The 13,543-nt window shown below is 44.6% G+C and carries 12 protein-coding genes; 2 read left to right on the top strand and 10 right to left on the bottom strand.

The genetic code is table 11. The features are described from left to right. Positions 1–91 precede the first annotated feature (91 nt). Both SFU91_04085 and SFU91_04090 read right to left on the bottom strand, forming a co-directional pair. The gene (locus SFU91_04085) at positions 92–745 is read right to left on the bottom strand and encodes a response regulator transcription factor (GenBank protein ID MDX2128195.1); all 654 of its coding nucleotides are present in this window, start codon (positions 743–745) and stop codon (positions 92–94) included. 69 nt (positions 746–814) lie between these two features. Next, complete coding sequence (locus tag SFU91_04090) at positions 815–2,887, bottom strand: tetratricopeptide repeat-containing sensor histidine kinase (protein ID MDX2128196.1); 2,073 nt, start codon at positions 2,885–2,887, stop codon at positions 815–817. A 216-nt stretch (positions 2,888–3,103) separates the two neighbouring features. Between SFU91_04090 and SFU91_04095 the strand changes: the two genes are divergently transcribed. Beyond that, positions 3,104–3,892, top strand: a complete 789-nt coding sequence (locus tag SFU91_04095) for an SDR family oxidoreductase (protein MDX2128197.1) — start codon at positions 3,104–3,106, stop codon at positions 3,890–3,892. A gap of 74 nt (positions 3,893–3,966) precedes the next feature. On the opposite strand, the gene SFU91_04100 is transcribed toward SFU91_04095, so the two are convergent. The 8 genes from SFU91_04100 to hisI all read right to left on the bottom strand — a co-directional run bounded on the left by SFU91_04100 (position 3,967) and on the right by hisI (position 12,315). Next, the gene (locus SFU91_04100) at positions 3,967–5,217 is read right to left on the bottom strand and encodes an ABC transporter permease (protein MDX2128198.1); all 1,251 of its coding nucleotides are present in this window, start codon (positions 5,215–5,217) and stop codon (positions 3,967–3,969) included. Positions 5,218–5,292: 75 nt separating this feature from the next. Further along, entirely contained in the window at positions 5,293–6,303 is a 1,011-nt protein-coding gene (locus SFU91_04105) for a tetratricopeptide repeat protein (protein ID MDX2128199.1), read from the bottom strand. 16 nt (positions 6,304–6,319) lie between these two features. After that, the gene (locus SFU91_04110) at positions 6,320–7,081 is read right to left on the bottom strand and encodes an ABC transporter ATP-binding protein (GenBank protein ID MDX2128200.1); all 762 of its coding nucleotides are present in this window, start codon (positions 7,079–7,081) and stop codon (positions 6,320–6,322) included. Between the two features lie 118 nt (positions 7,082–7,199). Then, complete coding sequence (locus SFU91_04115) at positions 7,200–8,621, bottom strand: efflux RND transporter periplasmic adaptor subunit (protein MDX2128201.1); 1,422 nt, start codon at positions 8,619–8,621, stop codon at positions 7,200–7,202. A 53-nt stretch (positions 8,622–8,674) separates the two neighbouring features. Further along, on the bottom strand, positions 8,675–10,177 hold the full coding sequence (locus tag SFU91_04120) for a TolC family protein (GenBank protein ID MDX2128202.1): 1,503 nt from the start codon (positions 10,175–10,177) through the stop codon (positions 8,675–8,677). Positions 10,178–10,445: 268 nt separating this feature from the next. Continuing rightward, positions 10,446–11,138, bottom strand: a complete 693-nt coding sequence (locus SFU91_04125) for an alpha/beta family hydrolase (GenBank protein ID MDX2128203.1) — start codon at positions 11,136–11,138, stop codon at positions 10,446–10,448. Then, positions 11,139–11,864 carry a bifunctional demethylmenaquinone methyltransferase/2-methoxy-6-polyprenyl-1,4-benzoquinol methylase UbiE gene (gene ubiE, locus SFU91_04130; protein ID MDX2128204.1) on the bottom strand — a complete coding sequence of 242 codons (726 nt, stop codon included), beginning with the start codon at positions 11,862–11,864 and terminating at the stop codon, positions 11,139–11,141. A 4-nt stretch (positions 11,865–11,868) separates the two neighbouring features. Then, positions 11,869–12,315, bottom strand: a complete 447-nt coding sequence (hisI, locus tag SFU91_04135) for a phosphoribosyl-AMP cyclohydrolase (protein ID MDX2128205.1) — start codon at positions 12,313–12,315, stop codon at positions 11,869–11,871. Between the two features lie 217 nt (positions 12,316–12,532). Here hisI and SFU91_04140 point away from each other — a divergent pair, with 217 nt between their 5' ends. Further along, positions 12,533–13,540, top strand: a complete 1,008-nt coding sequence (locus tag SFU91_04140) for a hypothetical protein (protein MDX2128206.1) — start codon at positions 12,533–12,535, stop codon at positions 13,538–13,540. Positions 13,541–13,543: the final 3 nt, after the last annotated feature.

Below are 13,543 nucleotides of genomic sequence, written 5' to 3' on the forward strand. Positions count from 1 at the left end.
CAAAAATTCTTGTGAAAGAACCTTACAAAAATCTTTATTCAAAGAGAGCTTTGAAATGACCAACGTGTGTCATTTTTCAGAAGAAGGGAGTTTAAATCAATCCTTGTTTGATGGCCTTTGACACGGCTTCGGATTTGGAGTGGACGTGGAGTTTATCGTAAATCTTGCGGGTATGATTGCGTACGGTTTCAAAGCTTATAAAGAGCTTTTCGGCAATCATTGTAAAGTTGAGCCCATCGACAAGCAGGGAAAGGATTTCCTTTTCACGCGGCGTGAGATCAACGCCGGTATGCTCTTCGGGGGCAAATTGCACATACAGTTGGGAGATTTTTTTTGCAACCGCCGGCGACATCGGCATTCCGCCATCTGCCGCATCTTGAATCGCTTGAATCAGACGCGCCGGTGCCGTGCGCTTTAAGATATAGCCACTCGCGCCAGCAATGATTGATTTTGAAATGTGCGATTCATCATCGAAAACCGTCATCATCACAATTTGAGCCGCAGGGAATCGCGCTTTCATTTCAGTTATGCCTTCAATCCCCGATTTCCCCGGCAAATGAATATCCATTAAAATCACATCACACTCCGGCATTAAACCCATTGCCAATTCAAGGGATTCATATTTCCCAACCAGTTCAAACCCCTCCGTCGATTCAATCATATACCCCACACCCTGCCGAAAGGCCTCATTATCTTCAACGATTCCGACTCTTATCACTCGGCCTTTCAATTCACTTTGCTGCATATCTTTTTGCTTTATAGAATATTAACTCAACCGAGCAAACTTGGATATGACCAACGTGTGTCATTTTCATTAGAATTTTCCGAGAGGCAGTTCCACCCAAAAAGTGCTTCCCTTGCCAAGCCCTTCAGAGGTGGCCCAAATTTTTCCGCCGTGATGTTCAATAATTTGTTTGGTGATATAAAGCCCCAAGCCTGTAGAAGTTTCGCCACCTGTCGGCTTTGCAGAAAGGCGCTGAAACTTTCCAAAGAGTTTGGATAAATCTTCCTCAGTCATGCCTTGTCCTTCATCATGAACAGAAAACAGAAGGCTCGCGGGTTTGATGCCATTTGGATTCACATCCAATTTTTCTGAAAGTGATATTTGGATGGTGCTGCACCGAGGAGAATACTTCACGGCATTCCCAATAATGTTTTCCAAAACTTCGCGGAGCTTATCAGGGTCTCCTTCAACATCACCCACTGTTGCGAGTGATCTTTTTATTTGCTGCGATTTCCGCTCTGCCCCAGAAGTTACAAGGCACTCTTCTATCAAGACTTTCAGATTCACCCGTTCGCGCATCATTTCGCTACTGCTTTTTTCGGAGGCTGCATTGAGTAAATTCACCGTTTGGCGAAGCATTGCTTTTGATACGGATTCGATATACCCCAACATTTCGCGTTGCTTTTCATTTAAGGCAGGGGCTGATTTTAAGAGGTATGAAAAATTCAACACCGAGCTGATTGGCGTTTGAAGGTCGTGCGCCACAATATTAAGCACTTCCGTTTTCACACGGTTGGCTTCTTCTGCGGATTTCAGTGCCGCAGTTAAGGCTGTGCTTCGTTCGCGTTCGGCTTCGGCTTCGCGGCGAATTCGTTCGCTTTCAAATTTAATTTCCAAACTTTCAATCGAGCGTTTACGCTCCTTGCTTTGCAATTCGCGTTCCAAAACGAGATGCTGCTTCAAGTAGTCCAGTGCGAATAGAGGCTTCTGGGTTGATTCGTAGAATGCGCTCAGTGCTGCGGTAGCGGTTGATTGTAACCGAAGTTCGCCCAAGTCAAGCCCGATGTGATGAGCCTCTAAATAGGCTTCTTCCGCTTCTGATTCCCGATTGGTTTTGGCAAGCAAAGCAGCCAATGCTAAACGGACTTGCGCTTCCTTTTTGCGCTCTTTGATTTCGCAGGCAAGCGAAAGCGCGTCACGTAAGTATGACTCAGCTTCCGTAAAATTACTTTGCTCGAATGCGGCTTCGCCCAGATTGTGCAAAAGCGAAACGCGTGCATCAAGGTTTGAACTTTTTCTTGATTTCTCTAATGCCTCCTCAGCCACAAACCGAAATGCATTGTAATCTTTCAGTTTGAGGTAGGCCAAAGCAAGATTTGACGCGGCGGAAATTTCGCGGGTTTCGTTTCCAAGGGAGCGGTAAATGCCCATTGCTTTTGCAAAGACATCTTTCGCCTTTTCAAATTGCTCTCGCTCTAAAAGCACTGTTCCTATGTTAATGAGGGTTTTCCCGGTGTTGAGCTGGCTTTTCATTTGCTCAAAGATCGCAAGGGCTTGATAAAGCGATTCGATTGCTTCGGCAGTTTCGCCAATACGTGAAAAAATGATGCCTCGCCCCATTATCGCCAGCGCCGCACCTTCTTCATCAATTAACTCCCGATTAAGAGACTCCGCTTTCAGGTAATTAATCAAGGCATGCTTGTAATTGCCAATTCGCCCGTAGGCATTGGCTAAGCCTAAGGTGGAAGCCGCTTCATCTTTCACTTCCCCTGCTTCTTCCAAAAGCGGCAACGCCCGCTCGTGAGCATCTATCGCCTTTTCAGGCTCCCCCTGATGCTCATAAAAAAAGCCTTTTGTTTTTAAGATTTTCCCGCGAAGCACCCTTTCGAGATTGGGTGAACTACGGTTTATTTCGAGCGTCTCGATAGCCGCTTCGGATTCGCTCAATGCCAAGAAAGCAAGGGAAAAATCGCCTAAGAGAATGGCGGAAAAAGCTTTCCCGATTTTAGCTAAGATGCAAAGTTCAATGTTACTTGTGCAATGAGACTTTTCCAGTGCCGAGTAAATTTCCATCGCACCAGCAGCATGATGATAACGCATCGCGTCAGCCGAGCTCAAAAGTGCACGGTCGTTGTTTTGCGTGTCGAGACTTTCACGATTCATTTTATCTCACAGTTATTGCCTTTGTGATAAAAATAATCGAAGTGAAGTGAAAGAATGACTCTTTAACATTTGGTAATATTTACTCCTTCTTCAAAAGTGAAGTGTGAGGTAATAGATGCAATAATTCGCGAATCGACTGCACACCAAAGTTCAACTGCCGATATACTTCATTTTCTATATTTATCTTATCCGATTTATAAATCATTCATCCTATTTATGTCTTCATCACATTCACGGTGGCGGCTTGACGGCCACAAAACCTTAGTAACAGGCGGTACAAAAGGCATCGGCCGTGCGATTGCCGAAGAATTTTTAGCTCTTGGAGCAGAGGTTTTTATTGTAGCCCGCACCGGAAAAGATGTCTTTGAATTGATTAACGCGTGGCAAGCCAAAGGCTTGAAAGCCGAGGGACTCGCGCTTGATCTCACGCTCGCCCCTTCGCTAGAGCATTTGTCAACCGCGGTTCAAAACAAATGGGGAAAGCTCGATGCTCTTGTGCTCAATACCGGCACCAATATTCGCAAAGCAACAACCGAATACTCCGATGCCGACATTGAAAAAATTTTTCAAACCAATCTTTTTTCTGCCTTTGAACTTGCACGACTTTTTAAGCCACTTCTGAGCGGTTCTCCGAATCCTTCGCTCACTTTCATTGGGTCTGTTGCCGGCGAACGTGTGGTGAAAACCGGCGCCCCTTACGCGATGACGAAATCGGCTCTTGCACAACTTTCACGGTATCTATCGGTAGAGTGGTCGAAAGATAAAATTCGTGTGAACACCCTTCAGCCTTGGTACATTCAAACCCCACTTGCCGAAGCCGTGCTGCAAAATCCAATTTATCTCTCCGAAGTTCTTGCACGCACACCGCTGGGAAGAATTGGAACTCCTGAAGAAGTGTCCGCTGCCGCCGCGTTTTTAGCAATGCCTGCTGCCTCATATATCACCGGCGAGGTCATTTCAATTGACGGTGGGTTTATGAAATACGGATTTTCCTTTTCGGGGTAAGGTATAAAAAAAGGACGCTTTCGGCGTCCTTATAAACTTACTGTCTAATTTCAAGATTAGAGAAAAGTCAAATTTTACTCATAACGAAGGGCAACCACGGGATCAAGCTTCGAGGCGGAAAACGCTGGCGCAAAGCCTGAAATCACGCCTGTAAGGATTGAAGCCACCATACCGACAACAACCAAGTTCACCGAAAACTCAGCCGGAAAACTCGGGAATGCCGCTCCAATTCCAAGGCTCATCAAAAATGCAATCAAAAGCCCTACAACCCCGCCAACCAAACAAATTGAAACCGCTTCAATGAGAAACTGCATCAATATGGTTCTCCGGCGTGCGCCCAAAGCCTTGCGTGTTCCAATTTCTTTTGTTCTTTCTTTTACGCTAACGAAGGTGATATTCATAATTCCAATTGCACCCACAAAAAGCGAAAGCCCTGTAATGAAAAGCCCTGCAAGCGCAATACCAGATTTAATTGGCTCGAGCGTGCTCTTGAAGGCTTGCTGTTCGTTGAGCGAAAAGTCATCCTCTTTATCGGCTGAAAGGCCTCGAACACGACGCATAATGCCGGTGAGTTCGTCTTTAGCGGCTTCGATGCGATTCTTATCTTTGATTTTCACCACTACTCGGTCGTTCTGAGATTCCCCATAGTACTTCTTAAAGACGCTCAAGGGCATAACAATTTGTGAATCCCAACTAAACAGCCCTAAAAACTTGCCTTGCTTGGCAAAAACTCCGATTACTCGGAAAGTTGCGCCAGCAATTTGAACATCTTGATCAATCGGGGATTCATTGGGGAAAAGCCCATCGGCGACATCAAAACCAAGAACGCAGACAGGCCTTCCACCGCGAGATTCTACCTCGGTGAAAAATCGCCCGTCTTGCAAATCAATCGACGACACTTGAGTGAACTCTTCGGTTGTACCAATCACAAAAATGGAATTGATTTTGTTTTCGTTGCGCTTAACAGAACGGAAGGTCACGCCTTGCGGAACCGCGAGTGCAATTTCGGTTTTGGGTGTTTCTGAAACAATTTGTTTGATTTCATCGGCATATTCGGTTTTTATCTGCCTGCGGTTTCTGTATTTCCACCACTCGTTTCCACCTGTCCAAGGCCATTTTTGTACATATAGCACATCGTATCCAATCATTGAAAGGCTTCGGTCAAAACCTTTATCAATGCCATTAATGGCAGTACCCATCAAGGTAACGGCCAAAATCCCAATCACGACACCAAGCGCCGTCAGTGCTGAGCGCATTTTATTAGAGCGGATTTGCGCAAAGGCCATCCGAAAACTTTCATTGATTTCATAAATCAGTCGTCGCATCGCGTATTTCCTCCGTCAATTTCTCTTATTAAAATTCCTTTAGTTCGTAACAAAATATGTTTGATCTTTTGCACTTTACCCTTGTGAGCGCAATGTTTGCAAGCGTTTACGGGCATCTTCTTCTTGCTTTTTATCGCGCTGTCGTGCGATGCTCAAAAAAGCCTCAAAGTTTTGTATAGCTTTTTGCTTTTCACCCTGCTTTTCATAAATGAGTCCTAAGCGGTATTGCGAACCAATGTTTTTATCGAGCAAAATAGCTTTATCAAACTGCTGAATCGCTTCGGAATAGTTACCTAAATCGTAATACACACGCCCAAGCCCGTTATAACCAAAAGGTTCATCGGGAAAGAACTGGATATAGCGAAGAAAAACATCTTTGGCATCGCTTGCTTTTTCGCGTTCAAGAAGCCCACCACCAATGGAGCGAAGCAATTGCCGGGTGTGATTCTGTGCATGTTCGGGAAGGGGAATTGGAAGGGCATTTAGCTCTTCTTTCATTTTGCCATACTCTTCTTCGAATCCCCAAAGTTCAGCCCATAAAAGCCGAGCTTTCACGCGATCGTATTGTTCAAATCCTTTTGCGAGTTCTTTTGCTCTTTTGAAACTTCCGCCTAAAATGCCGGGGACTCTCCCGTGAAATTGGATGTATTCAGAACGGGCTTCAAAATTATTGGGCTCAAGTTCAAGTGACTTTTCAAAGGCATCTTTTATTTTTCCCAAGTAGCCAACGGCATTAAAGATACCGGCATCACGAGCTTTTAGGCCATAAGCCCTACCTAACCAATGATAATAATTCGCGTTACTGGGCTTGAGTGAGATGCATTTTTCTAATCGTTGTGCGGCCTCGTCATACGGCCCTTTCCCCATACGAATCGGAATAATCGCGAGGTAATAAAGCGCTTCGTCATCATTTTGGTTTTGCGAGAGCCTCGCTTTCATCAGCGTTTCAATCTCTCCGTATTTGCCTTCGCGCAGAAGTTTTTCGATGGCTTCATCGAAATCGACGGCAGCGGCAAAAGAGAAGGGGGCAAAAAGCAAGAGAGAGATAAGCCCAAAAAATCCAATGGTTAGTTGAATGCGCTTCACAAGCTAAGAAGTTAAATTAATTGACTGCTTGCAGCCCGGGCACTTGAATTGCAATATGCTCTTCGGGTGTGATTTCGCGGTCGCTTTCAACTACCCCGTCGCGCAAGCGAACAATTCGCCGTGCGTGACGCGCAATATCCTCTTCGTGCGTGACCACAATGATGGTATTGCCCTGATGGTAAAGCGTTTCGAAAATTCCCATAATCTCGTGGCTTGTTTTGGTATCCAAGTTCCCTGTTGGCTCGTCGGCTAAGATAATGGATGGATTGTTTACAAGCGCACGTGCAATGGCAACGCGCTGACGTTGCCCTCCCGAAAGTTCATTGGGCTTATGATGCACACGCGAAGCAAGGCCGACGCTATCCAACGCGCGAAGTGCCTGCTCACGCCTTTTTTCACCCGGCATACCAGCATAAACAAGAGGAAGCTCGACATTTTGAAGCGCGTCGGAGCGGGGCAAAAGATTAAAGGTTTGAAACACAAAGCCGATTTCTTTATTTCGGATTTCAGCAAGTTCGTCGTCTTCCATCGATGCCACGCTTTTGGCGTTGAATTCGTAAATCCCGGAAGTAGGCGTATCAAGGCAACCCAAGAGATTCATCATTGTTGATTTACCACTTCCCGAAGGCCCCATAATCGCGACATATTCATTTCGGTATATGGATAAATCGACACCGCGGAGTGCGCGAACGATTTCATCTCCCATAACATATTCTTTTTTTACCCCTTCAATCCGAATCACCAGATTTCCTTTTGGCCGGATATGCGCGTAGCTCATGCTGTCTTTTTTTTCTTTATGAAAAAATTAAGTCTCTATTCTTCTTTAATTCACAGTGCCAACTTTTAATTAGGAATCCTCTCAAACGAAGACTCGTCTCTAATTAATCTTTTTTACTTTATTTTTTCTTCTGCTCTTTCACTTCCATCGAAACCTTGCTGCTATCGCGAAGTTCACGGCTAATGGCACGGTATGGCCCAGAAACCACTTCATCATTATCATTGATTCCGGATTTGATTTCGATGTATGAATTATCAGCAATACCGGTTTCAACCGTTTTTGAAAGAACAATATCACCCGACTTTACAAACACCACGCGATTGAATTTTGCTTTATCGGCCTTTTCTTGCTGTGCCTTCATTTTTTCATTCACAGCCTCTGCATCGCCTCCACTTTGTTTTAATTGCTCTTCACGCTTGCGGTTAACTTCCTCTGCGCTCAAGCCACCTTCACCCGCGCGAACAGTAACACTTTGTATCGGAACAGTAACGACATTAGAAACGCTCTTGGTTTCGATATCAGCCGTTGCGCTCATCCCGGGGCGAAGCAAAAGTTCATGATCGATAATACGAATCTTTACCGTGAAGTTTGTGACTTCTTCTTGAGTTCCAAGCCCCGTGGTTCTTGCGGTATTGGCAATTTCATACACTACCCCAGTAAATTTACGATTTGGGTATGCATCAACACCCACACGAGCAGTATCGCCTATTTTCACATTCACAATATCATTTTCATTGACATCAACCCGAACTTCCATCTTGCCCAAATCAGCCACTCGCATAATCTCCGTACCGGCCATTGTTGCCGTTCCGACCACACGCTCACCAAGCTTTGCAGAAAGCAAGCTGACCGTGCCATTCATTGGCGCAAAAACCGATGTTCTTGAAAGCTGCTCTCTTGCCTGACGGAGTGAACTTTCAAGACGCTGAATGTCAAAAACTGACGCTTCATAATTCGCCTTAGCAACTTCAACATTCGTTTTTGCAGTTAAATATTCTGTTTCTGATGAAAGCTTATCTGTAAAGAGTTTTTGCGCTCTTCGATACTCTTCTTCACTTTGCAAAAGACGCGCCTTTTGCTGCAAATTCTGCGCCTTTGCGGAAGCAAGTGCGGCTTCATTTTGACCAACCACTTCACGTGTGATGAGTGGGTTGATTCTAAAGAGTAAATCTCCCTTCTTCACCTTTTGACCTTCCTTCACCGGAAGTTCAATGATTTCACCGGAGGCTTCTGGTGAAAGCTTCACTTCAACTTCAGGGTTAACTTTTCCTGTCGCTGTAACAATTTGGGTAATGGTGCGAATCGCAGCTTTTTCAGTTGTAACCATAATGCCTGTTTCCGGTTTGCGATTCATCATCACCACAACGATAATGACAACGACGGCAATTACCCCACCTATCAAATAATATAAACGTCTCTTTTTCTTTCGATTCGGAGAGGCTTGCCCTCCCGTTGCGGTAGAAGTTTGTGTCATAAATGGATTTTTGGTTGTCGTTGTTGAAGACGTATCAAAATTCGTTGTTGCGACTTCGGTCATCATCGTGCTGCTGTTTAGTGTTACTGAAGTTTATAACGGTAAAGTTTTCCTTGAGGTTAGTTTTTTAATTCATCACCAATGCTGATGGTGCCCAAGAAGTATTCAAGAATTTTCTTTTGGAAAGTAAAATTAAAGAGCGCTTGTGCACGGTCTGATTGAGCACGAACCAACGCCGCTTGAGCCGATGCCAATTCAACAAATGTGGAAGAACCCACTTCATAGCGTTTTTGAACGGTTTCGTAGGCTTGTTTCGCCGATTTAAGTCCCTTTTCGCTGCTTTCAACCTGTTGCACCGCTGCTTGATAATCGCCAATCGATTGCTTGACCTGTGTTACCACTTGAAGCTTAAGATCTTCAAGATTCAATTTCGTGTTCTTGGCATTTATTTGCGCTTGTTCCACTTGCAATTCGCGCTGAAATCCATCGAATATGTTCCAACTAAGTGAAATTGTTACACGATAACTAATTTGATTTGTCAATTGATTAAAAATGGTTGGGAATTGTACTGAATCCTGACCTCTATTCTTGATTGCCAAACCATTTGAATTGATTCCTAGATTTAAATTCAGCCTAGGAAAATAGCTGCTTTGTGCTTGCATGATTCCAAATTCAGCCGCATCAGACGCAGCCATCGCACTTTGTATATCTGAACGATTGACATAAGCTGAATCAACTAAAGTGTTGGGGTCTAAGAAGGTACTCTCGAGCCGAATCGTATCCACTTCAGGTGCAACAAATTCATAGTCTTTAATGGGGTCAAGTCGGATTCTTCGAAGCAACGCCAATTTGCTATTGCGAACTAAATTTTCATTTCGAATGACAGAAAGTTCATCGGCTCCCACTTGTGCTTCTTGCTGATACAAATCGGCAATTGCTCTCGAACCAACCCGTGTTTGCTCTTTTAATTGGCGCAGCCGCTCTTGCGATGACTTCAAGTTTTCTTGCGCAATTTTCAAAAGTTCTTGATTAAGTAGAATTTGCAAATAGGCTTGTGCGACATCGAAAGCAATATCTTGCTTGGCTCGTTCAAGCGTGTAGGTTTGCGCGGTTTCATTGGCGATTGCTTGTTGAAGACCCGCATAATCGGCAAATCCGTTGAATAAATTTAGCGAACTATTGATAGCAAAATTTGCGGATTCTGTTTGATTGTTTACAAGAACAAAAGGAAAAGAGTTTTGAATAGAATTATTCAAGTTGTAAGGGGTATAATTTGCATTGACCGAAAGATTAGGCAAGAAATTTCCGTAAGCAGAAAGCAATTGTGAACCTGTTAGATCCAATTGATTCTTTGCACGAATCACCGAAAATGAGGTGTCTATTCCAAGACGAATACATTCTTGCAAGGTTAACCGCCTCACTTCAGTCATTGTTTCAATCTTGGATGTTGAGTTACTCTGAGCCTTCAGCGTAACGAGATTGGAGGGCAGAACCGCTGTTCCCATTATCAGAATGGCAAAAAATAATTGAAAACCTCGCAAAAGGGTACGGAAACCACCAATGCTTTGGGTTTGTGAGGAAATCTTATATCTATTGAGAAACTTCGTAGAACAATGCTGCATGACTGGCCTGAAATCGGTGTTGAACAAATAAATTCCACTGGCGCAAGGCGCCGAACTTCAAAAAAATTGAAAAACTGAATGCTATAACGGTGAGGTAAAGTCAATGAACGATAAAACACGGCGGTTGTTTCATATCACAAAAAAAAGTTCCCATCAAATTCTTCTTTTTGCATAAGGGGAATAAAATGTCTCTTCAATTACCCTTTTTAACCAAAAACTTGCATGAGAGATTCCTTTAAGAATCATTCAAAATAAATTCAATAAAGCCTTAAACGTAATTCTTGACCCAAGTTTCAATAAGTGCTTTGACTTCGTGCTGGCGGCCGGTGAAGAAATGATCGGCATCGGGCATGATTTCCACCGTTTTGGGTTCGGCAACGGAATCTAAAAACGGTTTTAGCTTTTCCATTGGAGAGAATTCATCGCGCTCACCGCACAAAAGAAACTTCGGTTTTGTGCAGGTGGTGAGGTTCACCATTTCACGCTCCGGATCGAAAAGTCGCATTGGAACGCCAAGTCCAATCAAATGCGAGACATGTGTGTTCGCTGCGCCGTGTCGGAGCCCAACCCACGCGCCAAAGGAAAAGCCCGCAAGAATGAAGGGCACATCAAATTTGCGGTAAGTCATCAGCATAAATTCGATTGCCCGCTCGGCATCGCGTATTTCGCCATTGCCGTGGTCATAAGTGCCTTCGCTTTGCATCACACCCCGAAAATTAAAGCGCAGCACCGCGCCGCCTGTTTCAACCAAGGCGCGGGCAATGGTTACGGCCACTTTATTGTGCATTGTGCCTTGGTAGAGTGGATGCGGGTGGCAAACCACAGCCAGAAACTTTGGGCGCTCGGCGGGGTTTAAGATGGCTTCCAATTTGCCGGCGTCGCCTTCAATCATTAATGGCTGCGAGAGCGATTGACTCGGCGTTTGGTCCGGCGTTTTGTTCAGTGGTTGACCCGTACTCATTTATTTTTCGCCTAAATAAAGCACCGCGGTTTCGAGGGTCATTGTGATGACTTTGCCGGAGCGAAATCCCGCCTTGCCAAGTTCTTTTAAGAACGCTTCGCCTTGCGGAAATTTTTCAACCGACTTGGGCAAATAATCATAAGCAAAAGATGACCCACCAAAAAGCGAGGCCACCTTTGGCAACACTTTTTTGAAGTAGGCTAAATACGCTTGGCGAATCAAGGGCGAGGTAGGAATCATTGGTTCAATAATGAGGGTATATCCGCCGGGCTTCAGCACACGATGAAATTCCTTCAGCCCACGGCTTAAATCTTCAAAATTGCGCACGCCAAAACCGGCGGTGACCAAATCGAACCGCTCCGACGGAAATTGTAGGTTGAGCGCATCGCCCGAAATGAATGCAATGTCGTGATTTTTCTTTCGAGCAATGGCGAGCATTTCTTCGGAGAAATCGACTCCCGTGACACGCGCTCCCTTTACTTTTCGCAATGCAATGGCGAGATCGCCGGTGCCCGTAGCAACATCTAAGATTTCCGGCTTATTGATCTTTTTCATCAATTGAGAGGCGAGGTAACGCGTTCGAAACCGCCAGTAATAATCATTTCCAAAACTTAAGGCGTGATTCAAAAAATCATACTTCGGGGCAATTTCATTGAACATTGTCTGAACGCCGTCGCGCGATTTCGAGCTGACCAGCGTTTCGACAGGAAGCGGTTTTTCGGGCATTGCGTTATCCTTTTTTTCCGTAAACGGTTTGTGCATCAAATTTTAAATCACCCTCCGCTTCGAGTGTTCCAACATCTGTAACCTTGCGGAAAAAGCACGATTCAAAACCGGTGTGGCAAGCCGCTGTATCTTGAATGACTTTGTAGATGATGGCATCGCCATCGCAATCGATAAGAATTTCTTTGATGTGTTGAAAATGGCCGCTGGTTGCGCCTTTGAGCCACAATTCTTTTCTGCTTCTGCTCCAATAGCACGCCTTTTTTTCGCGAAGCGTGATTTCCAAACTTTCGCGGTTGGCATAGGCGAGCATAAGCACTTTCCCGTTTTCGGCATCTTGCGCAACCACGGGTACGAGCCCTGCGGCGTCGTAGCGGACGGCGTCAAGGAAAGTTTGATCAAAAAGCGCGCGTGTTTTGTCGTCGAGCGCAGGAAAAACGGATTTTACGGCCATTGAGTCGATTGTTTCGATGAATGTTAAACCGCGTGAAGTTAGCATATCGTTTCCATTGGGAGAATTCTCCTTTACGCGTCGTTTTTGAAACCATACCCTTTTTAAGCCTTTGGAACTCAAGAGGAACTTATAGCTTGCAAATAGTCTTGAGTATTCTAGTCCTCCAATTATGGTAGTTGGGAGTAAAGTATGAACTGCGATGTAAAAAGATGTATCGATGAGTATCAATTCCCCAAATGTGTTTCATTCGCACAACAACTCCTCTCAATTTCTTTTTTCACTTTCCTTTCAAAATGATAGACCGATTAAGATTGTGCTGATTTCAGCCGCTGTCGTTTATCTGATTGAGTTTATTATCTGCAATCTTTTTTTCGCCCAAACTTCAACACCATTTTTTTTACCACCAATACCTACGCCATCGACAGAAGGGACTAATTTTCTTTATGCCCATTCCATTACTCGTCAATACGGATTTTTTGTTATTCAGCTTGCGCTAACCTCATTGCTTTTTGGAACAAACCCGGTCTTATTTCAAAATTTCATTCGTGCTTTTGCCGCGGTTCGGTTTACGATGGTTGTTTTGGGTGTATATGCACTTGTGATTTCAAGCATTTCTCTCATGCATTTTTTGCCCGTGCTTATTTGGGAAGCAGGTGTTGCGGTGTTGCTACTCATTTTATGCCCCTCTCAAAAAAATAACTTTTCGCACGAAACCGAGCGACTCGCGCTCAAAGTGCAGCAAGTCGCATTTGGAATCAAACTTGCGCCACATTTTCAGCACATTGCCTTACGCGTTTTGTGTGCGATTGCGGGTGTGCTTTGGATTTTGTGGGCACTTGGTTCAACCATTTTTTGGGAAGTGGGCGTTGCAAATATCAGTAGCGATAAAACTGCCGAGATGAATTTGGTTGCCGCGATGCGCTTAAACAGCATCGTTCGCTGCGAGCAAGGTGTGATGCTTTTTGGCATTGGCCTGCTCACATTGCTTACATCACAATTTCCCGTGTTTCACCGTCAAATGCTTGTATTTATTATGGCGCAACAAGTGATTAACGCGCTTAGTGCGGCGGTAGAATTGGCTTTTGGAACCATTCTCTTTCCACAGTTTTTGCTTGTGGCTTCGGTTCAAGTCATCACATTCATATTATTCTTTTTGCTTTATCCTCGGCTTCACACTTTGAACGGGTTAGAAGCGGATGTGAAGACGACTCAACCTCAACTATAAGAC

The organism is Chloroherpetonaceae bacterium (genome assembly GCA_033763895.1).
Taxonomy (GTDB): domain Bacteria; phylum Bacteroidota; class Chlorobiia; order Chlorobiales; family Thermochlorobacteraceae; genus JANRJQ01.